Below are 25164 nucleotides of genomic sequence, written 5' to 3'. Positions count from 1 at the left end.
TTAGTTATAGCGTTTGCAAAATGTTATTCGCTTGTAAAGGATGAGGCCGGTAATCCCGCACCGTTCAGCAGGTCGGCTTTAACGGCGTTTTTCCAGGCATAGCGCACCTTTACGGGAGTTTTAACCTCTTTGGCTGCCAGTACTACAGTACCTTTTTCTACCCGTGCCTGCGCCGGATAAAATTTACCGTCGGCTCCTGCGACCTCAAAAAGGTTAGAGGTTTTACCTACAAAACGAAGCTCTTCAGCATTGCTGAAACGCACGGTAAGCTTGCTGCCTTTTACTGTGAAATCCTTGTATAACGGGCTTTCAACCAAGCCTTTATCCAGGCCATACGTTTTGCTTAGCGCAAGGTTTGCCAGGCGGATGCCCACCGGCTTTTTATCCCTTGGGTGGATGTCTTTTACATCGCCTACATCTGTAATAACCACAATACTGGTATTTGTTACTTCACTGGTTACTTTACGTTGGGCATCACGAATTTTCACGCCCCAGTCGCCGTCACCTTCGTAGTTATACGGGGCTATCTGCACAAAATAAAACGGGAAATCATAGCCCCAGGCCTCTCGCCATGAACTGATTAGCCCGCCAAGGGTTTTGTTGTAAACGCTACTGCCTACGTTGCTTTCGCCCTGGTACCAAAGCGCTCCGGCTATGCGGTAACCTACCAACGGATTCACCATGGCATTCCAGGCGCGGCCAGGCTGTGTGGGACCCCATTCGTTAGGTTTTACATTCGCGGCGGCCTCTGCAAGTACCTTATCCTTAGCGATGTAGTCGGCAGGGAACCAAATTTCTGCCGGAGTGCCGCCCCAACTCGAATTGATGATACCCACGGGTACACCCTTTAAATCTTCGTGGATTTTCTGTGCAAAGAAATAGCCCACTGCACTGAAGTATTTCATGGTTTCAGGCGTGCAGGACTGCCAGTTTGCGGGCAGGTTAACCTGCGGATAATCAGCGGTTAACTTAGGTACGGTAAAGAAACGGATGTCAGGATAATTTGCCTTTGCAATCTCAGCCTCGCCCCCCGTAATGCCTGCCGAAGCCGACCATTCCATGTTGCTCTGGCCGCTGCAAATCCAGACTTCCCCCAACATTACATTGGTAAGGTTAATTTCGTTGTACCCCTTGAATTTCAAGGCGTAAGGCCCACCTGCTCCGGGTGTTTTTACGGTAAGGCTCCATGTGGCCTGGTTGCTGCCCTTTACCTTGTATTCCCTGTTGTCCCAACCGGTGGTTATGGTTACTTCCTCGTTGACGTTTGCCCAGCCCCAAAGCTTTACATCGGCGTTGCGCTGCAGCACCATGTTGTCGCCGAAAACGCCCGGCAGTACTATGTTAGCCACTGACAGTAAAGGCAATAGCAGCGATAGCAATAGTAATCGTATCTTCATGTGTTTGGTTATAATTCAATCCCTAAGATAATTAAACGCCTGAAAATTTTTGATGTATTATTTTATCTATTGCTTATACGCGATGTGCAAAAAACGACGTTTTTTATCGAAATGATAATTTGAGGATAGTATAGGATGAAAACTGATTTTGACACGGATTGAAAATCTGCACCATCCACAAAACTAACATTTGTTAGAAAATTTACCTGAAAAGATATTCCACTTTTTGTACAAAAAAATACAAAAACCTGTGGAAGTTTAGGCTTGTCTAAAAAAGTTAGTTAACTACAAATCAACTAACTAACAAATTCCACCTTTCCACACCGCCGCCCGAATATTCCACATTTTCCACAGCAATTTACTGAACAAATGCTTTCAGTACTACTTACGGCTTTTTTGGTTGGTGGTTGTCGGTTGTTAGTTGTTGGAAGCTTCACTCTGAAATTTTACTGAACGAATGCCTTCAGTACTTTGTATGGTAAAGGGTGGTAACTTTGCAGGGTGGTTTTTGGTTTGGTTGTTGAGACTTCTATCGGAAAAATCTATAAGAAATTTTTTAAGACGAATTAATAGGTAAAACCCTATTTTTTGTAGGAAGAGGAATTTGTAGGTTTGGATATATAAATAACAAACTAAACATGAGGGATTTAATAAGAAATCAAATAATAAAGTCTTATAAAGAAATAGTTTTTATAAGATTTATATTCTCTATCTTAAATTGCTTAAGTCTTTTTTTTATATATCAAGTTTTTATATGTATGATGGAAAATGACAAAGGTAAAACAGAAACATATATAAATTTTGTAAAAATGGTGATTGCACTTTTTACCCCATATCTTAGCATGATATCAAAAGGTTATTATTTTCCTAATTTAAGGATAATAAATGTTTTAAGGTATTTATTACTTAAAAATAATATTGATAACGACGACAAAAAAATAATCTATGAAAAGTAATTACTATAATAACTATATACATGATTTACAAAATCGTCTTTCCAATTTATCATTTAAAATTAAAGACTTTATTTACTTTAAAAGGAATTGGAGAAATGATGAAGTTGATTTTGATAAAAAAGCGAATGAGATTGAGCAAGAAATATCCCAAATATCAGATTACATTTATAATTTACGTTGGGACTTTAATAGTAATAGAAAATTTGAAATAACAAATACCCTACTATTAATTGGACCTACACTCCTTGGTGCAATTTTAATTTTTTTAGTAATATTTTCACCTTTAGAGAACAAAGAAATTTTGGCGGAAGTAAACGATGAAGTATATAATATAGGCAATATTAAAGATACAGTGAAATATTATCAAAACATCATTGATGAAAAAGAGGTAGAGATTGCAGAATTAACTAATAATAATAAATCCTTAGAAAAGATTATTGCCGATACAAGAGATTCAAATAATTTTAAAATATTCGAACTAAATAAAAATCAAGAGCGTATTGAAATAAATTTAAAAAAAGTAAATGCAAATTTCATTGTATTTAAAAACATAATGAGAGATGAATTAGAGTTTAATTTAATCCAATCCCCCGATGAAATAACACTTGAAAATTTGTTCTATTCTGCACCTCTCTCAAAACATGAGATAGGTAATCTACATGAAAATGAAGTTCTTATAATTTCTATTAAACGATTAAAAAATATTAAATCTGATATTAAAATTCAGTTCAACTCGATTGACAACGAAAACAATGAACCATTTGTAATATCTATTCTGCCCCGTTAAGATAATAAAAGTAAACCCGATAGCACTACTCATAAGATTGCTTCGTGCCTCGCAATGACAGAACCTGAAGAAAAAACCAGTGTAAATCCACTAAATCCATCCCGATAGCTATCGGGATTAGTGTTGCCTATTGCTCCTGCTGTTCCTGTTGCCTCCTCCTTTGCTCTATACGGTCGTCTACAAACTCTATCTGGGTTTTACCGTGCGCCGAGGGGCGGCCGGAACCATCGAGGTTTACCATGGTAATGTTGTCTACGGTAATAATTTTTTCCTGGGTCATTTTATTACGCACCTCGCAACGCAGTATCAGCGAAGTACGGCCAAATTTCACCACGTCTATACCTATCTCCACAATATCGCCCTGCTTGGCAGAGGCCATAAAGTTGATTTCGCTCATGTGCTTTGTCACAATCCGCTGGTTTTCCAGCTGGATGATGGAGTACAGCGCCGCTTCTTCATCTATCCATTCCAGCAGCCTGCCGCCAAAAAGCGTACCGTTAGGGTTCAGGTCTTCGGGCTTAACCCATTTACGTGTATGAAACCTCATAATCTGTGTTTTTCTATTGCAAAATTATTTTTTTGCCACGAATTTCGCGAATTATACGAATTATTGTTACTCTCAATTAGTGAAAATTCGTGCAATTCGTGGCTAAGAAAATCAATTAAAAATCTTCACCAGCATTTCCTTCAGCAGGTCACCCGCCGGTAGCGAATTGGCCCCTACCCCTTTGCTTTTCACATCCACATCGCGCAGGGCAGCCACTATGGCGCTCACCTTTTTCATGGGGTAGTTGCGCGCGGCTATTTCGTAGTCCTTAATAAAGTACGGGTTCACCTTCAGCATCTTTGCAGCCTGGCTCTTGTCCTTCAGCCCGTGATATTGCAGCAGTTGGGTAAAGAACCCAAATACCAGCCCCACCGTCATTACCAGCGGGTTGTCCTTAGGATTTTGGGCAAAATACGCTGCTATTTTGTACGCTTTCAGCTGGTCGCGGTCGCCTATAGCCTTGCGCAGCTCAAACACGTTATAGTCCTTGCTTATACCTATGTTCTCCTCTATATGGTTCGGGGTTATGGTAGTGCCTTTCGGCAGTATGATGGCCAGCTTCTCCAACTCGTTGTTTATCTTTCCCAGGTCATTCCCCAGGAATTCCACCAGCATGGCAGCGGCCTTAGGGTCTATGGCATATTCACGCCCGGCAAGCACACGCTTTATCCAGTCGGCCACCTGGTTCTCGTACAGCTTTTTGCTTTCAAAAAGCAGCCCGTTCTTATCGGCGTTCTTGGTTACCTTTTTGCGCTTGTCCAGCGTTTTATACTTATATGCCACCACCAGCACCGTTGTGGGCTGCGGGTTGTCAAAATAGCTTTCAAACTTGTCTATGGTACGGGTAAGTTCCTGCGCCTCCTTAAGTATCACCACCTGGCGGTCGGCCATCATGGGGTAGCGTTTGGCATTGGCTATAACGTCTTCTACGGTTACATCCTTGCCATACAGCACCATCTGGTTAAAGCCTTTTTCGTCTTCGGTAAGCACATTATCCTCAATAAACTCGGTAAGCTTATCAATGTAATACGGCTCCTCGCCCATCAGAAAATAAATTGGCTTAATGTTGCCCTGCTTAATCTCGTTTACGATCCTTGTAACTTCGTCCACCCTGTGTGCGTATTGATATAATGGTTGAAAATACTACCTTTGCCGTTATGCAAAAGCTGAACTTTCCGGAATATACTTTCCGTTTCAAAAATAGTGAAAATAAAGTCGCCATTTTTGATGACATCCGTAAAAAGTTTATCCTGCTTACGCCCGAAGAATGGGTGCGGCAGCATGTGGTGCATTTTTTGCTGACAGCCAAAAACTTCCCCAAATCACACATTAATGTGGAAAAAGTGGTGAAAATAAACGGCATGAACAAACGTTACGATATTGTGGTGTACCGGCCGGATGGCAGTATTTTCCTTATTGTAGAATGCAAGGCACCCTACGTACCCATAACCCAGACAACCTTTGACCAAATAGCACGCTATAATATGGTGCTGAATGCCGGCTACCTTATGGTAACCAATGGGCTGAACCACTTTTTTTGCCAGATGGACAACGAAGCCGAACGATATATTTTCCTGAAAGACATACCCCACTATACGCCAGCCTTATGAAAAAAATAGCCGTAGTAATACTCAACTGGAACGGTAAAGCACTGCTGCAACAGTTCCTGCCGTCTGTAACGCAATACTCGGATTTAGCGACAATATATGTGGCAGACAACGCCAGTACCGACGATTCGGTGGCCTTTGTGCAGCAGCACTACCCCGGTGTAAAACTGATACTAAACGCAGGGAATTACGGTTTTGCCAAAGGCTATAACGAAGCCCTGAAACAGGTAGAGGAAGAAATCTACGTACTGGTAAACAGCGATGTAGAGGTTACAGAAAACTGGCTGCAGCCTGCACTTGCGTTGTTTGAATCAGACAGCAGCATAGCCATAATACAGCCTAAGATACTGGACTATAAGGACAAAAAAATGTTTGAATACGCCGGTGCTGCAGGTGGCTTTATAGATAAGTACGGCTTTGCGTACTGCCGTGGCAGGATGTTCGAAACCATTGAGGAAGATAAAGGCCAGTATAATAATAACGTGGAAATCTTCTGGGCATCGGGTGCGTGCTTTTTCATCAGGAAAAATGTGTACCGCGAGCTGGGCGGGCTCGATGAGGATTTCTTTGCCCACCAGGAAGAAATAGACCTGTGCTGGCGTGCGTTTAACCAAAATTACAAGGCGTATTTCTGTTACCAATCTATAGTGTATCACGTGGGTGGCGCTACGCTGAAAGCAGGAAGCCCGCACAAAACATTCCTTAACTTCCGCAATTCGCTGTGGATGCTTATAAAGAATTTGCCTGCCGGTTCACTGTTCCCCGTGCTGTTCATCAGGCTGTGTTTTGACGGTGTGGCAGGCGTACGGTTTTTACTACAGGGGCAGCCAGCACATTTGTGGGCCGTGCTGAAATCGCATTTTTACTTTTATTTAAAATTTTTCCGCTTTTTAAACAAAAGGAAATCAAAACAGTACAAAAAATATTACAAGGTTCAAAGTATTGTTAATCAGTATTTTCTTAAAAACGGCAAGGTGTTTGAGAATTGATTTAACAATAGTTTATGCACTATTGCGTTCTCAATTTAGATATTAATAGTAAATTTGTTAAAAAATTTAAACAACTAATTATGAAAAAAGCCATCCTAGTACTTTCATTAGCAGCGCTTACGCTAACATCGTGCGGGTCTAAGAAGAAGATTGCCGCCCTTGAAGCTAAGAACAAGGAGATGCAGGATCTGCTAAATTCTGCAACTGTAAAACTTAATACCTGCCTTGCCGAAAAGGACCAGCTGAGCAGCCAGGTTGATTATCTTAAAAAGAATAACTCCGACCTTATTAACACCACAGCAAATATGACTACCCTTACATCTAAGGGTGCCGAAAACCTTGAAAAGTCGCTTGAAAGCCTTAGGGAGAAAGACCTTAAGATAAGCAGGCTGCAAGATGCGCTTACCCGTAAGGACAGCGTTACACTGGCACTGGTTACCAGCATTAAGCGTGCCGTAGGTGTAAACGACCCGGATATCGACGTAAGTGTAGAAAAAGGTGTGGTATACATTTCCCTTGCCGATAAACTACTGTTTAAGAGCGGCAGCTACCAGGTAACTGATAAGGCTAAGGCGATACTTGGCAAAGTAGCCAAAATTGTTCAGGACAAGCCTGATTTTGAATGTATGGTAGAAGGCCACACTGATAATGTGCCAATTAAAAACCCTGTGCTTCAGGACAACTGGGACCTTTCTGTAAAACGTGCTACATCTATTGTACGCATCCTTCAGCAGGATTTTGGTATCGATCCTAAGCGCCTTGTGGCTTCAGGCCGTGGTGAGTATGTGCCGCTTGTAGGTAACGATACCCCTGAAAACCGCGCTACTAACCGCAGGACACGTATACTGGTACTTCCTAAAATAGACCAGTTCTACGACATGATAGAAAAAGAAATGAAAAACCAACAGCAGGGTGGTGCCGCTACAGGCAACAAATAAGCTGTAGTTTTACTGAAATACCAAAGCCGCCTTCATGGGCGGCTTTTTGTTTTATAACAAATAATGGTTTACTATTTAAAATTTTAAGGGTACTGCTGCTGTGCAATCTGCAAAAAAATCGCAAATTTGCGCATTATAACAAACAACACTATATAATGCCGCAAGTATCGCAGAAAGGCATGCAAATGCCCGAATCTCCTATAAGGAAACTTGTTCCCTTCGCGGAAACAGCCAAAAAGAAAGGCCATAAAGTATACCACCTGAACATAGGCCAGCCGGACATAAAAACACCGGAAGTGGCGCTGGAAGCCATAAAAAACAACGACATAAAAATACTGGAATACAGCCACTCGGCAGGTTTTGAAAGCTACCGCAACAAGTTGTCAGCTTCATACAAAACACACGGTGTGGACGTAAACCCCGAAAACATCATCATAACCACAGGCGGCAGCGAAGCCCTGCTTTTTGCGCTGGGCAGTACCCTTGACGCCGGTGACGAAATTATTATTCCAGAGCCGTTTTATGCCAACTACAACGGCTTCTCGGTAGCATCGGGTGTAAAGGTAGTACCGGTTATTTCTACGATAGACGAAGGCTTTGCCCTTCCCCCTATCGCTGATTTTGAAAAACTGATTACCGATAAAACCAAGGCCATACTTATCTGTAACCCGGGCAACCCTACAGGTTACCTGTACACAGAGGCCGAGATAAACCAGCTTGCCGAACTGGTTAAAAAACACGACCTGTTCCTTATAGCCGACGAGGTGTACCGCGAGTTTACCTACGATGGCGACAAGCACTATTCGGTAATGAACGTGCCGGGCCTTGAAGAGTATGCCATAATGATTGACTCGGTTTCTAAGCGTTACAGCATGTGCGGTGCGCGTATTGGTTGTATCGTTTCTAAAAATAAAGCGGTTATGGCTACAGCAATGAAGTTTGCCCAGGCACGCCTTAGCCCGCCAACTTTTGAGCAGATAGCCAGCGAGGCCGCGCTTGATACCCCGCAAAGCTACTTTGACGAGGTTATTACCGAATACAAAGGGCGCCGCAATACACTGGTTAGCGAACTGGAAAAAATTGAAGGCGTTAAGGTAGCCGTGCCAAAAGGTGCATTCTACTGCATAGCCCGCCTGCCTGTAGCCAATGCAGACGATTTTGCACAATGGCTGCTGGAAAGCTACGACAACAATGGCGAAACCGTAATGGTAGCCCCTGCCGCAGGTTTCTACTCTACGCCGGGTGTGGGCCTTAACGAGATACGTATTGCCTACGTACTTAAAAAAGAAGACCTTATCCGTTCGGTAGCCATACTGAAAGATGCCATAGAAAAATACAACAACAGGTAATCCCTGAGTAGTATATATAAAAAATGCCGCAAAATGCGGCATTTTTTTATTGCAATTGGTAAACAAAATCAATACAACTTCCTGATTTGTATACCGTTTAAAATACTCTCGCCCTGCTCTGCTTTAAAGCTTACGGTAATGCCCTTGCCATCCTTCACGGTAACCGTGGTTTTGGTACTGTAAGCGGTAATCGGCACAAGGTAATTTTCCCCCGAAAGGTTGCCCAGTACGGTAACTCCGTTAACCGCCACATCAAAGCTGCGTCCTTTAAAATCGGCCGTCTTAGCGGTTTTATTATCCAGGTTATACACCAGCTTTTCCTGTTGCTCTTTGGTAAGCAGTTCGGCAAAGTGCAGCGTGATTTCATACACACCGTCCGGCACATCGGCCTTAAAGGCTTCGAGGCCTACGCGTTGGGTTTCGTACATGGCATCATACGGTGTACCCAGTATATTGCGCCACGAACCGTAACGGTCACCGTTTTCGTCTTCCTTGTACAGCCTGCCGCCCACATAACCCCAACTCCCAGGCGTATATTCCTGCTCGGGCAGCCAGGCTTCGTGGGTAAGGTCGTCCATAAACATACGGCGGTCGCCCAGGCTTACATTCAGCGTGGTAAACCTGTTTTCCTTTACATCCATTTTCTCAGGCACCACATGAAAATCCAGTGTAAGGTTATCTTCTTCATTGTTAGAAGATACTGCCTTTAAAAAGTTAGAACCGTTTCTAAACAATACATTAAATACAGCTTTACCATTTTTAACGGCTGTTGTTCCCACCTTCATGTAATTGGCATATAAGGTAACTTCGCTTTGGTTACTATATACTGTTACCGGTTGTGTAGCTGTAACGTTACTGCCCTTATCAGCATCTTGCGCACGATATAGCCAGTCGCTGCCACCTATGTGCACAAACGGTTTTTTGTATAGAAGCGCTTTGTAAATAAAGTAGGTATCTTTTGGGTTCCTGTCGCGGGTAAGCAGTCCCTTGTTGTTTACGTGGGGTACTGCTTCCTGCCTGCCTTCGTTTACAAACTCTACAAGGTTCCACATAATGCCCCCCGAAATAAACGGGTATTTCATTATGGTAGCAAGGTACGCCTCATGGAACCTGTTGGCATACTCCTGCGTTTTGTCAAAACGTGTAGGGTCAAAATTATGCAGGCGGTAATCAGAGTCGGCCCCGTATTCCGATATCACAACCGGCTTGTTAGGGTACTCTTTATGGAAACGCAGCATATAGTTTTCAAAATCCTCCAGCTGGCCTACATACCACCCCTGGTACAGGTTCCATCCGGCAACCATGGGTATGTCTATAAGCCCTACTTTTTTGTACAGGTCATAGTCGCCATGAAAGGCCACCATGGTATAGCGTGCAGGGTCTTCGGCACGGCACAGGTTTTCCAGTTTTTGTGCCAAAGCATTCAGGTTTTTCCAGTACTGTTCACGCTCGGGCGTATCAGCCTTATGCAGCGGCTGAATCAGTACCTCGTTCATATAGCTCCAGACAATCACACTGGGGTGGTTGTAGTTCTGGCGTATCATTTCGCGCTGCATGTCCAGTATGGTATCGGTATAGCCCACTGTCTCACTAATCTGGTTATTACCGGGCGTTTCCACTGCGGTAAGTATGCCCAGGCGGTCGCAGGCTTCCATAATGGCAGGGTCTTGCGGGTAATGGGACACGCGTAAAAAGTTACCGCCCATATCCTTCAGCCATTGCATATCACTTATGTGTAGCGCATCGGGCAATGCATTACCAAGTCCCTTATAATCCTGGTGGCGGCTGGCGCCCATTATCTTATACGGCTTCCCGTTTAGCGAAAAACCTTTTTCGGCATCAAAGCTGTACCAACGGAAACCCAACGGGTTGCTCACCTCATCCAGCACCTTGCCCGATTTATCTGTAATGGCCGATACAATCCTGTACAGGTAGGGCGATTCCGGCGACCATAGTTTTGGGTTGGCAACCTGTTTAATATCAGCGGTAAAACTGCCGTCACTCTTTGGCTTGCTTTCAGTTTTGGCGATAAGCTTGCCATCCGCATCAAAAACCGAAGTGACAACCGTAACCTTTCCTGCATGGGTAATTTTGCCCTTCACCTGTACCGAAGCTTTTTCTGCCGATACCTGCGGTGTGGTAACAAACACACCATTAGTGGCATAATTGTCCATGTCAAAATGCGCAGCATCGGCAGCTATGAGGTACACATCGCGGTAGATACCGCCATACACACTGAAATCACCGCCCAGCGGGGCAATATCGGCATTATGGCTGTTGTCCAGCGTTACGGTAATTTCATTTTTACCGGGTTTCAGCAGTTTGGTAATGTCGAAGCTAAAAGCGAGGTAGGCACCGGTGTGGGTACCCGCCTTTTGCCCATTAACAAAAACATCAGCCACCTGGCTGGCCCCTTCAAAATAGATATAGATGCTTTTGCCGTCCCAGTCCTTCGGGATAAAGATGTCCTTGCGGTACAGGCCTGTGCCACGGTAGTAGCCCGGTATATCGTCCATAACATCATCGGCATTCCACGTATGCGGAATGTTTACGTCCTGCCAGTAATCATCGGCAGTGGTATTAGTGCCGTTCCCTTTATGGAACTGCCACGAGGTGTTGATGCTTTGCTTTATACGCTGTGCATGGCTGTGTAAAGAAAACAGGCCACACACTGCCAGCAGCAAAGCACCGGTGTTTTTTTTATACATAAAAGATTGTTTTTGGAAACACTAAGGTATTATTTTTTCTCCAATACCAGTGCCACCACACCGTGTGCAGGCAGGGTAGCCGTATAGGCTTTGGCAGTAGTGCCTTCGCTTTTGCCCTTCCAAATGTTGTAAATGCTGTAGGTATTGTTTGTAAAATCAATATCCTTTTTAGACAGCTCATCTTTTATCACCTTATCGGCAGCCCAGTTGTGGGTGTACTTATAGTCCAGCGCATTGCGGTTAAGGAATACCACAGCCCAGCGGTTACCCGAAAGCGGTTTCAGCCAGTACTCTATACCATTTTCGTAGTAATGCATAAAACCCTGAACGCCCAGTGCATCCTGGTCTATGGCTATCATTTCCTTATGGGTAAGTATGGCCTTGGTTTCCTTAGTCATTTTGGTAAGGTCGTTACCGGCAATAAGCGGTGCCGAAATCATGCACCACAATGTAAAGTGCGCACGGTCTTCCTCTACCGTCATGCCGTTGCCCACTTCCAGCATATCGGGGTCGTTCCAGTGGCCGGGGCCGGCATATTGGCGCAGGCCTTTCTGCTTGTCAAGGTTTTGCAATACGCCGTGCTCATAACTTGCCTCACAGTCAAAACAATTGTGTATATCGCCTGTGGTACGCCATATGTGCGATACATCGGCCGCCCATTCCCACGGCTTGTTGCTGCCCCATTCGCACATGCTGAACAGCACCGGGCGGCCAGCGGCATACAGTGCATCGCGCATGGTTTTGTAAGCCTCCTTGGCATTCAGTTCGCCGGTGTTACACCAGTCGTATTTCAGGTAATCCACGCCCCATGAGGCATAGGTAAGCGCATCCTGGAACTCGTGCCCGCGGCTTGCAGCATAGCCCGCACAGGTCTTGTCACCCGCATCGCTGTATATACCAAACTTCAGCCCTTTAGAATGTACATAATCCACCAGGCTCTTCATCCCGCTTGGAAATTTAACCGGGTCGGGCTGTATAAAGCCATTGGCATCGCGCTGCCCCTGCCAGCAATCGTCAAGGTTAAGGTACACATAGCCGGCATCTCGCATGCCTGTGGCTACCATTTCGTCAGCCGTTTCCTTAATCAGTTTTTCGTTGATATCGCAGTGAAATTTGTTCCAGCTGTTCCAGCCCATGGGCGGGGTTTTGGCAAGGTTTTCAAACTTTTGGGCCGTAGCCAGTACCGGCAGCATCGTTAGTGATGCCGCTATCAGCGCCTTAAATAATGGTTTCATGGTTATAGTTTTTTAGAGGTGATTTCTTGTGTTTTCCCGTTGATTTTCACTTTTACTGTAGCCGGTTTTGCCGACAATACTTCGTAGCTGGTAACCTTACCGTCTTTCCAGGCAAAGTTTACCGTAAAGCCGCCCTCAGCCCTCAGCCCTTTTACCGAGCCTGTGGCTTTCCATGCATCAGGCAAAGCAGGGAGCAGTTCTATAAAACCGGCATGGCTTTGTATAAACATTTCGCCAAGGCCTGCTGTAGCGCCAAAGTTTCCGTCTATCTGGAACGGCGGCCCCGCAGAAAGCAGGTTAGGGTACACACCCCCACCCGAACCGTAATTGATGTCCTTAGATAACGTAGGCCTCAGTATGGTTCTAAACAGTTTATAAGCACGGTTGCCGTCCTTCAGCCTTGCCCAAAACAACTGCTTATAGGCAATGGACCAGCTTGGGCCGTCATCACCGCGCACGTCAAGGGTTTTCTTTGCGGCTTCCGCCAAATCAGGGGTTTGCTCAGTAGTAATAAGCGATGCCGGGTACAAGCCATACAGATGTGAGATGTGCCTGTGGGTTACTTCAGGTTCCTTATACGGCTTCAGCCATTCCATAATGCGTCCGTCCGGGCCTACAACACCCGCAGGTGGCAACTGACGAAGCTTATTTTTCAGCTCATTGCGAAGCTTCTCATCCAAACCCAGCTTTTCTGAAGCCGTAATAACATTGGTAAACAGCTCCCTTATAATCTGGTTGTCTATAGTAGGCCCCATGCATACGTGGGCTACCTCACCATTGGGCAAATAAAAGCTGTTTTCCGGCGATACCGAAGGGCTTGTTACCAGCCAGCCGGTTTCGGGTTCGGTTATCAGCATGCTGTTATAAAACTGCGCCGAACCTTTTATTATAGGGTAAATTTCTTTCAGGTATGCCTCGTCGTTGCTGTACAGGTAGTGTGCCCATAGGTTATTGCACATCCAGCCGCTGCCTGCCTTGGCGCTGCCCCAAGAGGCGCTTTCGCCGGGTTCGGTAAAGCCCCAAACGTTGGTTATCACGTGGGCTATCCAGCCGTCGGCGTTATAGTAGGCTTTGGCGGTTTTCTCCCCAAAGGGTACCATCCCCTTCATCAGGTCTTTCAATGGTAAATTCAGCTCCCCAAGGTTGGCTGTTTCCAATGGCCACAGGTTCATTTGTATGTTCACATCGAGATGGTAATCGCCGTTCCAAGGGGTTTGTACCTGCGGCGCCCAAAGCCCCTGTAAGTTGGGCGGCAACATCCCTACCCTGCCACTGCCTATGGCCAGGTAACGCCCGTACTGGTAAAACAGCACCGGCATTTCGGTATCGCTGTCGGGGTTTTTCATGTAGGCATCCAGGCGTGCATCGGTAGGCAGCTCCCTTTTGGTAGTGCTGCCCACGGTAAGTGCCACACGGTTAAATACCTTCTGGAAGTTGGCTATGTGCTGTTTCTTCTGGGTGGCGTAGCTTTTATTCATTGCGCCAAGCAATTGCCCTTCAAGGCCTTTTTCTACTTCCTTTTCCTTAAAGGTAGTGCCCATGGCTATGTACAGCACCACTTCGGTAGCATTGGTAATTTTCAGTTTTTTGTCTTCGGCAAGCAGTTTACCGTCTTTTAGCGTGGCCCTAACCTTTGCTTTATACTGCATGCCAAGGCCATCCTTACCATCGTTCATGTAGCCTTTCATGGCAAGGCCGCCGTTTTCGGTATAGGTTTCAAAGCGCTCAGGCCTGTCCATGTTTACGGTAAAGTTCAGTGCGCCTTTTTTACTGGCCAAAAGCCTTATTACCGCTACATCATCATCAAAGCTGGTAAAGTACTCACGCGTATAGGTAACGCCGTCCAACTCAAATGTTGCCGTGGCAACTGCGGTGCTCAGGTCAAGGCTGCGCTTGTAGTATTTAGGCTGGGCATTGGTATTCCCATAATTAAAATCAAGCGTAAGGTTACCCAACACCTGGTAGCAGCCAAACTGTACATTAGCCCCGTCACCCGAACCCGATCCGGGACCTTTGCACACAAAGTTCTTGTCTATAAGGGCTTCGGCTTCCTTGTTCTTGCCTTGCAGCAACAGCTGGCGGATTTCAGGCAGGTACTTATTGGCATCATAATTATTGGCATCCTGTGGCGAACCGCTCCACAACGTGATTTCGTTCAGCACCACTTTTTCCTTACGGATGCCGCTGTCGGGCGTCATGCCCAGGCGGCCGTTACCCAGCGGAAGGGTTTCTTCCCACTGCGTAGCCGGTTGTGTGTACCAAAGCTCCAGCGGATTCTTTTGGCTGTAGCCAATGAAAGAAACCAGGGCCGCGATTCCTAAAAATATTTTCTTCATAAATTGTTAGTTTGGCGGGCAGTCGGCTGCACCGCTACCCCATGTTTTATTTGGTTTGCTGCCCATTACAAATTCCAGCGTGCCGCCATTGGTAATATCGTAATGGGTGATATAGGTTTTTGTATACGTTTTGCCATTCAGCTTAGCGCTTTGTATATAGCGGTTTTTAGCCGAAACGTTTTTGGCAGTAACGGTAAACTGCCTGCCATTCCCGGCATTGATAACCGATTTTTCCAGTATGGGCGTACCGATAACGTATACACCATTGGCAGGGTTTACAGGGTAAAAGCCCATAGCGCTGAACACATACCAGGCCGAAAGCTCACCACAGTCGTCGTTACCGGCATAGCCCGATGAGCCTGTGTTGTACATCTGGTGCAGGATTTCCCAAACGTACTGCTGCGATTTCCACGGCTGGCCTGCGTAGTTGTAAAGATAGGCAATATGGTGGCTCGGCTCATTGCCGTGCGCATACTGGCCTATAAAGCCTGAGGCATTATCATTCACCTCCTGAGGGCGCTCATTCAGCGTAAAAAAAGTATCAAGTTTATTAGCGAATACCTTGTTGCCACCCACCAGTTGCACCAGCCCTTTTACATCGTGCGGCACGTACCAGAAGTACTGCCAGCCGTTGCCCTCCGTAAAAGGGTAGCCGCCGTTGGCACCGTACTTCAGCGGGTCAAACGGTTCCAGCCAGTTGCCTTTATCGTCTTTGGCACGGAAAAAACCCATTTTTGTATCGTACAGGTTTTTATAAAATTGTGCGCGTTTTGTAAAGCGGTTGTAATCTTCTGTTTTGCCGAGTTTTTTGGCCAATTGCGCTACGCAATAATCGTCAAACGCCATTTCCAATGTAAGGGAAACCGACTGCGATTTAAGGTTTTCCGGGATGTACCCATACTGTTCCCACATGGTAAACGGCGAACCCGGATGCTCCCGTAACGACGACTGCTTTACGGCTTCAAAAGCGGCAGCGGCATCTATACCGGGCGTGCCTTTCAGCACGGCATCTACAATTACGGGGATGCTGTGGTTGCCTATCATACAGTAGTTTTCCTCACCCCACAGCTGCCATATGGGCAGGTAGCCAAATGCCTTGTAATACGCCAGCATACTTGTTACAAAATCCCTGTTCTTCTCAGGTTGCAACATGGTATACAGTGGGTGTGCACCTCGGTAGGTATCCCACAGGGAAAACGTACTGTAATAAGGCGTTGCAGAATTTTTCACCGAATAATCAGCCGAGGCGTAATCACCGTTTACATCGCTCAGCACATTGGGTTGTAAAAAAGTATGGTACAGCGCAGTGTAAAATATCTGTTTCTGTTCGTTAGTGCCTTCAATTTTTACTTTCGAAAGTTCGGTTTCCCAATTGGCTCCGGCTTTGGCTACGATAGTATCGAAATCCCAACCTGCAATTTCAGCCGCTACATTGTTACGGGCATTTTCTATGCTTGTTGCCGAAAGCCCCACTTTTACCAATACCTGTTGGTTACTGCTCGTGTCAAAATCAAGAATCGCCTTAATTGCATTGCCGTTTACCACCGTGGCATTACTGTAGCTGTTGCCTCCGTCGGTAACAAAATTATGCATAATAGGCTGCGAAAACTCAGCATGGAAATACACCTTGCGCATGGGCGCCCACCCGGTAATGATGCGGTAGCCCTCAATGGTATGGTTGTTTACGAAGGTGATTTGCGATGCAATGATCTTTGTCCCCCAGTCCGATTTTTTCATGGAATGCTCCAGGTCGAAAACCATGTGTGCCGCTTTCCCTTTCGGGAAGGTGTAACGGTGGAAACCCGCGTGCGTAGTAGCAGTGAGTTCGGCGTTTATGCCAAAATCTTTCAGCAGCACGCTATAGTAGCCGGGGCGGGCTTTTTCATCTGCATGGCTAAAAGCCGACTGGTACGGGTTTTCCCCGTTTGCCGATGGTTTTACCTCCCCCGAAAATGGTGTAAGCATTACATCAAAAAGCTCGGCCACGCCGGTACCGCTAAGGTGCGTATGGCTGAAGCCTGCTATGGTAGTGTCGTTATAATTGTAGCCGCAGGCCACACCCCAGTCGGGTGCGTTACGGGTATCGGGGCTAAGCTGCACCATACCGAACGGCACCGTAGCGCCCGGGTAGTTGTTACCCGACAGCGGCGAACCCTTGGCAGCCCCCGTACCGATAAACGGGTTTACATAGCCGGTAAGCTTTTGCTGGGCTAAAACCCCCAAGGAACACAGAAAAAACAAGGTTAATATTTTTGTTTTCATAATTTTCAGCTCCTGCAAGGTTTTAAAAACCTTGCAGGTATAAAAAACGTATTATCGAATTAAAATTAAAACCTACAAGGTCATAGAGACCTTGCAGGTTGTCACTGGTTATTGATTATAAGCCTCCGCTTTTATCACAGGTTTTTCACCTGCCTTCAGCAGCGATTCGTCAAATTCTATCTGTACCTGCCTGCTTTCGCCTTTAAACAGCGTAAAATAATTTTCGCTCATTATGGCCGGTAGCAGCTGTTCGCCGGTTTTACTGTTAAGCGCCTGCACACGGATGCCAAATGCCACACCCTGCGGGCTGCTTACAGTCACCGCCATGTAGCATTTGCCGTTTTTACGGGTGATTCTCTCAGTAGTTTTCACCTTAACTTTTGGCAGCTCGTTAAGGGCAGTGAAGTCCTTCATGTTAACGCCACGCCAGTAGAAGTTTTCGCTAACCAACTTACCCGTGTTTTCTTTCAGCTTCAGCCTGATAAAATGGACTTTGCTCAGGTCGGCAACATCGGCATCGGCGCTGTACACTTTAAAATCAAACAGCGAATAGCCCCAGCCTGTACCCCTCTTTATACCCTGCATACGTACGTAACGCGCAGGCATTTCATTAAAAGCAAGTGCCTCGGGGCCTGTTTTCCCGGTGCGTACGGTTACGGCATCGGTCCAGTTTTTGGCGTCGGTGCTCAGTTGTATCTTATATTCTTTGGCATAGGCATTTTCCCAGTTCAGCACCACACGGTTTACCATGTGCTCTTCCTGCAGGTCTACGTAAACCCACTCGCCGTCATAATTATCGGCAGACCAGCGGCTGCTGTCGTTACCGTCGTTTATCGTTTCGGTATTGCCACCCGATGATGCCACCACAGGCTTCTGGAACGCCAGGTCTTTCTGGTTGCTGTAAAACGGTATCACAAAGCTTTCAGTAGCGGTGTCTGAGAACGAATCTACCCTGCCCGATTGCCTGAATTTTGTTATTTCCTTGCCCTGCATGTTGTACACGGCTGCTTCGGCAGTAAGGTTTTTATAATCTGAGGCTGTAGTATTTACCACTTTCACCGAATTGTTTGTAGGGTTCCATTGTATGTGCAACGGCTCGCAGGCCGATTTTACACCAAAGTACGCCCCGGTAAGGTCATAGTAATAATCATACGTTTGCCAAACCATGCTGGGGTAAGCGCTCTGGCTCATCCATATCATTATACCCGAAGCGTCTTCCCACATGTGGTCCAGCCAGCCTTCGTACATGGCCTTGTTGGTTTCAATATTTAAAAGCTGGGCTTTTTTGGTATAGTCTGCAATGCCTTTTGGTGTTCCGTAACGTTCGGTAATGCTCCGGTCGTAATCATCGGGCGCGGCATTGCCTGCATTATAGCCAAAGTAATGCTTGTTCCACATTTCATTGCGTGGCCAAAGGTCTTTCTCAGGGATAAACTTTTTAAGGCTTTCAAGGTTCGGGAAAACCGCCGTGCCTATTTCGCTGCGTAATCCCCAGCCGGGGCCATCGCCGGTACCGGTGTAGGCTTCAGGGTATTTGGTAAAATACCAGCGCGGGTCTTTATTGCCCCACAGCCCGCTGCCCGAAAGGTTGCCCGTATTAGAGCACGGCTGGTAGTAGCGGTCGTTACCGTCAAAAGTGGTTATGTCCTCGCGTATCCATCCGTTTAGCGGCGGTTGCGGCACGCCTTCGTTATCGCCGCACCACAATGCTATACTGGCATGGTTGCGGAAGCGCTTTATCTTTTCAACCACATTTTCATTGAAGTTGTAAATGTCTTTCGGCAGCGTAGGATTTGAATTCAGCCAGAAATCATCCCATACCAAAATGCCGTATTTATCGCAGGCTTCGTAGAACTCCTCATCGGTAGTACTGCCCAGCCAGTTGCGTATCACGTTATAATTCATGTCCTTGTGCAGGCGCACCTTGAGGTCGTATTCGGCACCGCGGGTACGCAGCATATACTCGCTCATACCCCAGTTGCCCCCCTTAAGGAAAACACGTTTGCCGTTTATAGACAGGTGCAGTACACCTCCCTCAGTATCATAACCGTATTCGCGTATACCAAAAGTCACCTTCTTGGTATCGGTAACTTCATTACCCATTTTCAGCTTAAACTCGCAGGTATACAGGTTGGGTTCACCGTAGCCGTTCGGCCACCAGAGTTTCGGGTTGGCAATAGCCAGCTCCGCAAACTGCTCTTTGCTAAGTTCCACCGTTGCAGTCCTGCCGGCTTCCACATTAAACTTCTTACTGAAGATAATATTACCCGGCATTATGGTACCGGTAAGTTCCCCCTGCTGGTAATCGCCCGAGGTATTCCTCACATCCACCTTTATGCTTACATCGGCACGGGCGTTGCTGGGTAGCTTTGTCCTTATCCACGGGTCTTCCATAACGATTTTCCCGGTGTTGCTCAGGTACACATCGTCTACGATACCCGAGTTAAGCCCCGGCACATACGGAATCCAGTCCCAACTGGCGCTGGCCACATACGTAGGGCTGCCGTAATTGTTTAAGGGCAATTCCGGTATGCCTACCAAAACCGCCAGCACGTTCTTGCCGTTGCGGTTGGCCAGTTTTGTAATATCGTATTTGCCACGCTGCATCATACCGCTAAGGTTACCCAGCTTTTTGCCATTCAGGTAAATATCGCCCATACGGTTAATGCCCTCAAAATTCAGCCATACTACTTCCTTGTCAAAATCGGCCGGAATGGTAAACTCAGTACGGTACCAGTAGCTGCGGTCGTATTTTTTACGGTCTACGTTATGGATGTTATCGCCATAGTTAGGGTCTTTTTCCAGCCCGGCGGTTACATATGCGTTGAAAACCGTACCGGGTACAATACCTTTTACCCAGCCGTTAGTGTTATAGCCGGGCTTCAGTATGGCAAGGCTGTCGGCTCCTACTTCGGCGTGGGGCTTTACCTGCCATGAAATGTTTGTAGAGTTAATGGATGCCTTATGCACCTGTGCAAGGCCCGCCAGTGGCAAACTGCCCATAACAAGCAGGCTTACAATGTTTTTAAATTGCATTTATTACTGGTTTTTGTGAGAGGTGATGGTATAAAAAATGCCCACACCCCGGTGGTGTACCGGAGTATGGACATATTAAAATTTCAGTAATTACTGTTTTATGAACTTGAAATTCAGGTTACCCTGTGCTGGGGTAGCCACGGTAACAATGTACACACCTTTACTAAGTGTATTTACCGGTATTGCAGGAGAGGTAGTACCCTCCATGTGCATGGTTTTGCTCCATACGGTTTTTCCTGTAATATCGGCTATGCTTACTTTTGCTTCGCCGTTTACAGCGTTTACAAAGCGGATGTTCACCCTGTCATTGGCCGGGTTCGGGAACAGGTAGCTGGCTTTGGCCTTCTGTATGTCACCTGTACCGGCAGTAGTATTGGCAAACTTATAAATACGAGCATCGGCAGCAGGCAGGTTAAAGCTCAGTGTACCCGAAGTTGTACTTGTATCTCCGCCAAACAGTTCTTTAATATCGTAGGTTGTGCTGCTGTTCAGGCCTACCCTGTCCATTGGCACTACCATATCGGCAGCGTTATTTGTGTAGTTGAATACCGCTACATACGTATCGTTACCCACAGTAGCATAAAACACACTCGAAGCCGTATTATCGGTATTGCCATCGGCAGGGATAAAGTTGGCATCGGCTTTCGCTATCGGTAACAGGTCTACATTTTCAAATAAGTCAGGCGCAGTGGTAAGCCACGGGCCGCTGGTAGCCGAATAATCATCACCCACGGTAATGGTACCTGTAACGATAGACGAAGCATAACGTGCACGGTTAGCACCTATGGCCTGTGTGCCTATCACTACGTTATCGGCATCAAGGAAATCGTACCTTTTACGCTGCCACCAGCCGTAGGTAGTACTGTTCATGGTATATTCTGTATCGCCTATGCTTGCGTAAGCATCGCACGCTATACGGCGCATGTGTGCATAAGGGCCGGTAGCCATGTTAGGGCAAATAGAAGCCTCAACAAGCATATCGTCACCTATGGCGTTTATAAGGTACTGCATGCCTATGTGGTAAGCTTCCATACCGGTGTGTACCTGCCAGTCGTAGAAGAAGTCGGCCTCTATACCGGCGTGGTCCAGGAAGTCAAGCTTTACCATTTTAAAGCCTGCGGTTTTAAAACGCTCTATAAAATAGTCTATCCTCATCTGCGTGGCAGGGTGCGTAGGGTCCATAGCATAGGCACCCGACATTTCAAACGGGTTGTCGTTTACCTTTGTCCAGGTTTGTTGGTAGTTGTAAAAGCTGCCTTCTATCGGCCTGGCATATTTACCCCAGTCCAGGAACGGCGCCCAGTAAATACCCGCTTTTAAGCCTTTGCTTTCGGCATAGGTAACAAACTCGGCAAGCTGTGCATCGGTCATGTTATCCCAGTACGAGTCAAGGTCTATATATAGTGTATTGTCTCCCGTACGGAAGGTAGGTACATCATCATGGAAAAAGTCTACCACATCCTTAGCCTTTTGCAGGTTGATGTTGGTTTGTATAGCACCCCAGCTGTTCCAGCCCATAGGTTTTGCAGCCGTCCAGTCTACAATGTATTTCGGTTGTAATAGTGCATTAATTTCAGCATAAGTTTCCAGTGCGGTACGCCAGTCGTCGTTGCCTATAATGGCTATTTTTGGCGAAGGGCAGTAATCAAGCCCTATGTTTACCCAGCCGTGGCCACGGGTATCGCGGGTAAGCTCCTGTGAAGAGATACCGTTTATAACCGATACGTATGCCGAACCTGTGCTACCACCCTGTATGTTTACGCCCGATTTCCAGCGTGAGTTGTCTATAGAGCCGAATACAAGGCCGTGCCTGCTTTCGTTGCTGTACAGCTCCGTAACTTCAGAACAGGTGAAGTTAGCTGCACCCAGCGATACGGCTGCATAACGTACCCATGCATCGTTGTCATAAGGCACATTTAGCGCCTTGGTTTCGCCACCCTGGAAATCAGGGGTTACGCTGTAGCTGGTAAGCGGTGACATGCGGTAGCAGTTAGCCCCGCTGCCGGTAAGCGCCACCTGTGTTACCAGGAAGTCGCGGTTATCGTATACAAAAAAGCTTTGCTCCATATTAGTACTGTAGCCGCCCGATAGTGTAAAGGTGTGGCGGGTACCACTGCCTATACCGTCGGTAAATGCCTCTGAAGCGTAAGCTACGTTGCTATAACCTGTACTATAGTTGTTCTGGTTACCGAAAGCCGATGCCGAAGCACCCGATACTACGGTAGCACCATTCATTACTATACTATATGTTTTGCTGTTAAGGTCGTAACGCAATTCGTTGTTTGTACCAAATGAAATTACCTGCAGCTGTGTATCGGTTATTGGCGAAAGCACAATCTTGTCCAGGTTTGGCCCCCACGACGGGCTGCCGAAGGTAATAGTAGTGTCGCCTGCGTTAAGGTACAGGGAAATATTGGTAGGCGCAGCAGTGCTCCATCCGCCCGACGGCTGTACCGGGGCAATTATGGTGTTGCCGCTGCCCGGTGTTATGCTGAAGGTACGCGGGTCGTTAGTGCAGTAAAACGTTTGCATGTTGTACCAGCCTGCGGTGGCTACGTTTACGTTTAGTGCCACGGTACCGCCCCCGCCCAGGTTGCCCACAATAGAGCCTGAGCATGAGTCGCATCCCTGGATGCTGGCGCCGCCTGCCATAATGCCGTTTTCGGCTTCGTAGGTCTGCGCAAAAGCCGGTGCGGCAAGCAGTGTTGCCAGCGCGGCAACCCTGCCCTTGTGCAGTAGCCTGTTTACAGTATTTTTCTTTACATACATAATAGTTATTTTTAGAAATGAGGTTACTTTGTACTATACTATACTATTATGCAATATTATAAAAAATATCAATCACAAAAAATTTTACAGAAAAAATTATTGGTTTAATAATCACAAGTATAATTTATGGCAAAATAGCAAGGTGAAAAATTACATAGAAATTTTTCTATAAATGTTTGGATATATAGTTTTTATTGCCGTAAATTTGCCGAACAGTGTTAAGTGATTTAAACACCATTTAAGTCATGGGGAGTAAAGAACGAATATTAAGGCAAAAAGAACAGACCAGGACTAACATCCTAAAGGCAGCCAAGCTAATTGTGAAGCACGAAGGATGGCAGGGACTGAGTATGCGTAAAATTGCCGATAAGATAGAGTACACCGCCCCTATTATCTACGAATATTTTTCAAGCAAAGAAGCCATACTACAGGAACTTACCTGCGACGGTTTCCAGCTTTTGGCAAAAGACCTTGATGCCGCCAAGAAAAAATACGATACCCCCGCCGAACAGCTTGAGGGTATGTGGCTGGCCTACTGGGAATTTGGCCTGAAAAATAAGGAGATGTACCAGCTGATGTATGGCGTGCAGATGACCTGCTGCGCCCAAAGCACCCCGGAAAGCGACGGCCCGTATGACCTGATAAGCGCCGTAATTGCCGAACTGATGGGTGTAAACGACCCCGAAGAGGAAGTAATAATGCAAAAATACTTCACCTTTTTCTCTGTTATCCACGGGCTTATATCTATAAACATGATTAGCCAGGGCCTTAGCGATGACATTAACAAACAGATACTTAAAGATGCCATTACCGGCATTATACGCTACATAAAGGAATAACTTTTTTTTAAAGCATACTTAACACTGTTAGATATTTTAATTCAATTCAATGAAAGTGCACTGTGGCACTTTTTTAAACCTCACTCACTTAACACCGTTAAATAACCTTATGCAATTAAAACACCGCTTCTATTAGATTTTTTTTAAACCATTACTTAACACCGTTAAATCTTTTATTTCTATTAAGCCGAACAAAAAAACCGGCATTTTTTTCAATCATCATTTAACACCATTAAATATTTTAATAAAGTTATGAGAACCGTTTATTATATACACTTAGTAGCTATTACAGCACTTATATATGCCTGTTCCGGTAACAAAAACGAAACCGCAGGCGCACCTCAGCCCGTACCGGTACCCGTGTACGACATAGCCCAACACGATGCCTATACCTGGCAGGAATACCCGGTAACCCTTGAAGGCCGTACCGATGTGGAAATACGCCCGCAGGTAGACGGTTACCTGCAAAAGATATTTGTAGACGAAGGCGCTTATGTAGCCAAAGGCCAGCCGATTTTTAAAATTGAAGACCACCGCTACCGCGAAGCCTACAACAACGCCACCGGTATACTGAATGCCGCTGAAGCTGCCCTTATCAATGCCCGCCTGGAGGTAGAAAGGATTACCCCACTGGTAGACGGCAAGGTAGTATCGGATTACCAGCTGAAATCGGCCAAGGCATCGCTTAAAATAGCTGAGGCAAATAAAAAACAGGCTGTGGCCGCTGTGGCATCTGCCAAAATAAACCTTGATTTTACCCTGATTACCGCACCGGTAAGCGGCTACATAACCCGCCTGCCTAAAAAACAGGGAAGCCTTGTTTCTGCTGCCGACCCGCAACCACTGACTTCACTGTCTGACAATGCCGAGGTACACGCTTATTTCTCTGTAAGCGAGGCTGATTTTATGGCATTCCGCGAAAAGAACGAAGGCAATACGCTTAATGAAAAAATAAGCAAGCTCCCTCCCCTTTCATTGGTAATGCCTGATAATACCGAATATGCACAAAAAGGCAAAATAGACATGGTAAACGGCCAGTTCGACCGTACAACGGGTGCCATTACCCTAAGGGCAAGCTTCCCTAACGAAAAAGGTTTGCTGCGCTCGGGCAATACCGGTAAGGTAAAGCTGGGCTTCCCGCATGACCATGCCGTACTGGTACCGCAATCGGCCACCGTGGAACTTCAGGACAAGGTATTTGTATACGTGGTAGACAAAGCCAACAAAGTAGCCAAAACCCCTATACACGTTTCGGGTAAATCAGGCAACGACTACCTGGTTCAGGATGGCGTTAAGGCAGGCGACCGCATTGTATACAAAGGCTTCGAAAGCCTGCAGGACGGCGCTGTTGTAGCCCCTGAAAAGATAAAACCGGAACTTGCTGCTAAATAATTAAACACCAGTAACCT

Annotated in this window: 16 protein-coding genes; 7 read left to right on the top strand and 9 right to left on the bottom strand. The window is 46.2% G+C overall.

Annotated elements, in window-relative coordinates:
- Window positions 1–23 precede the first annotated feature (23 nt).
- Entirely contained in the window at window positions 24–1397 is a 1374-nt protein-coding gene (locus tag ACZIX4_RS03965) for a sialate O-acetylesterase (RefSeq protein WP_463334315.1), read from the bottom strand.
- Window positions 1398–2342: 945 nt separating this feature from the next.
- On the opposite strand from ACZIX4_RS03965, the gene ACZIX4_RS03960 reads away from it, so the two are divergent.
- On the top strand, window positions 2343–3140 hold the full coding sequence (locus ACZIX4_RS03960; protein ID WP_463334314.1) for a hypothetical protein: 798 nt from the start codon (window positions 2343–2345) through the stop codon (window positions 3138–3140).
- A gap of 127 nt (window positions 3141–3267) precedes the next feature.
- Here the strand turns inward: ACZIX4_RS03960 and ACZIX4_RS03955 are convergent, their stop codons facing one another.
- Entirely contained in the window at window positions 3268–3687 is a 420-nt protein-coding gene (locus ACZIX4_RS03955) for an acyl-CoA thioesterase (protein WP_463334313.1), read from the bottom strand.
- A 111-nt stretch (window positions 3688–3798) separates the two neighbouring features.
- Complete coding sequence (gene holA / locus ACZIX4_RS03950; RefSeq protein ID WP_463334312.1) at window positions 3799–4797, bottom strand: DNA polymerase III subunit delta; 999 nt, start codon at window positions 4795–4797, stop codon at window positions 3799–3801.
- A gap of 47 nt (window positions 4798–4844) precedes the next feature.
- On the opposite strand from holA, the gene ACZIX4_RS03945 reads away from it, so the two are divergent.
- The 4 genes from ACZIX4_RS03945 (at window position 4845) to ACZIX4_RS03930 (ending at window position 8570) form a co-directional block, all read left to right on the top strand.
- The gene (locus ACZIX4_RS03945) at window positions 4845–5297 is read left to right on the top strand and encodes a type I restriction enzyme HsdR N-terminal domain-containing protein (protein WP_463334311.1); all 453 of its coding nucleotides are present in this window, start codon (window positions 4845–4847) and stop codon (window positions 5295–5297) included.
- The gene (locus ACZIX4_RS03940) at window positions 5294–6283 is read left to right on the top strand and encodes a glycosyltransferase (RefSeq protein WP_463334310.1); all 990 of its coding nucleotides are present in this window, start codon (window positions 5294–5296) and stop codon (window positions 6281–6283) included. Before ACZIX4_RS03945 ends, ACZIX4_RS03940 begins: the two co-directional genes overlap by 4 nt.
- A gap of 80 nt (window positions 6284–6363) precedes the next feature.
- Window positions 6364–7221: an OmpA family protein gene (locus tag ACZIX4_RS03935; RefSeq protein WP_463334309.1), complete on the top strand. Its 858-nt coding sequence runs from the start codon at window positions 6364–6366 to the stop codon at window positions 7219–7221.
- Window positions 7222–7376: 155 nt separating this feature from the next.
- The gene (locus ACZIX4_RS03930) at window positions 7377–8570 is read left to right on the top strand and encodes a pyridoxal phosphate-dependent aminotransferase (protein ID WP_463334308.1); all 1194 of its coding nucleotides are present in this window, start codon (window positions 7377–7379) and stop codon (window positions 8568–8570) included.
- 68 nt (window positions 8571–8638) lie between these two features.
- On the opposite strand, the gene ACZIX4_RS03925 is transcribed toward ACZIX4_RS03930, so the two are convergent.
- From ACZIX4_RS03925 to ACZIX4_RS03900, 6 genes are all read right to left on the bottom strand, one after another.
- A complete protein-coding gene (locus ACZIX4_RS03925) occupies window positions 8639–11278 on the bottom strand; it encodes a glycoside hydrolase family 2 TIM barrel-domain containing protein (RefSeq protein WP_463334307.1) in 2640 nt (879 codons plus the stop codon).
- Between the two features lie 29 nt (window positions 11279–11307).
- Window positions 11308–12513, bottom strand: coding sequence for a glycoside hydrolase family 27 protein (locus tag ACZIX4_RS03920; RefSeq protein WP_463334306.1), 1206 nt, complete (start codon window positions 12511–12513; stop codon window positions 11308–11310).
- 2 nt (window positions 12514–12515) lie between these two features.
- Window positions 12516–14849, bottom strand: a complete 2334-nt coding sequence (locus ACZIX4_RS03915; RefSeq protein WP_463334305.1) for a glycoside hydrolase family 95 protein — start codon at window positions 14847–14849, stop codon at window positions 12516–12518.
- Window positions 14850–14855: 6 nt separating this feature from the next.
- Window positions 14856–17111 (bottom strand): GH92 family glycosyl hydrolase, encoded by a 2256-nt coding sequence (locus tag ACZIX4_RS03910; protein ID WP_463334304.1) that lies wholly within the window; start codon window positions 17109–17111, stop codon window positions 14856–14858.
- 108 nt (window positions 17112–17219) lie between these two features.
- Window positions 17220–20147: a galactose-binding domain-containing protein gene (locus tag ACZIX4_RS03905; RefSeq protein WP_463334303.1), complete on the bottom strand. Its 2928-nt coding sequence runs from the start codon at window positions 20145–20147 to the stop codon at window positions 17220–17222.
- Between the two features lie 90 nt (window positions 20148–20237).
- On the bottom strand, window positions 20238–22916 hold the full coding sequence (locus tag ACZIX4_RS03900) for a T9SS type A sorting domain-containing protein (protein WP_463334302.1): 2679 nt from the start codon (window positions 22914–22916) through the stop codon (window positions 20238–20240).
- Window positions 22917–23161: 245 nt separating this feature from the next.
- Here ACZIX4_RS03900 and ACZIX4_RS03895 point away from each other — a divergent pair, with 245 nt between their 5' ends.
- Window positions 23162–23755 (top strand): TetR/AcrR family transcriptional regulator, encoded by a 594-nt coding sequence (locus tag ACZIX4_RS03895; RefSeq protein WP_463334301.1) that lies wholly within the window; start codon window positions 23162–23164, stop codon window positions 23753–23755.
- A gap of 252 nt (window positions 23756–24007) precedes the next feature.
- Window positions 24008–25147 (top strand): efflux RND transporter periplasmic adaptor subunit, encoded by a 1140-nt coding sequence (locus tag ACZIX4_RS03890; RefSeq protein WP_463334300.1) that lies wholly within the window; start codon window positions 24008–24010, stop codon window positions 25145–25147.
- Window positions 25148–25164 lie beyond the last annotated feature (17 nt).

The sequence above is a fragment of the Flavobacterium niveum genome (genome assembly GCF_055231775.1).
The sequence above is the reverse complement of the archived record's forward strand: the minus strand, read 5'-3'. Positions and strand labels throughout refer to the sequence as shown.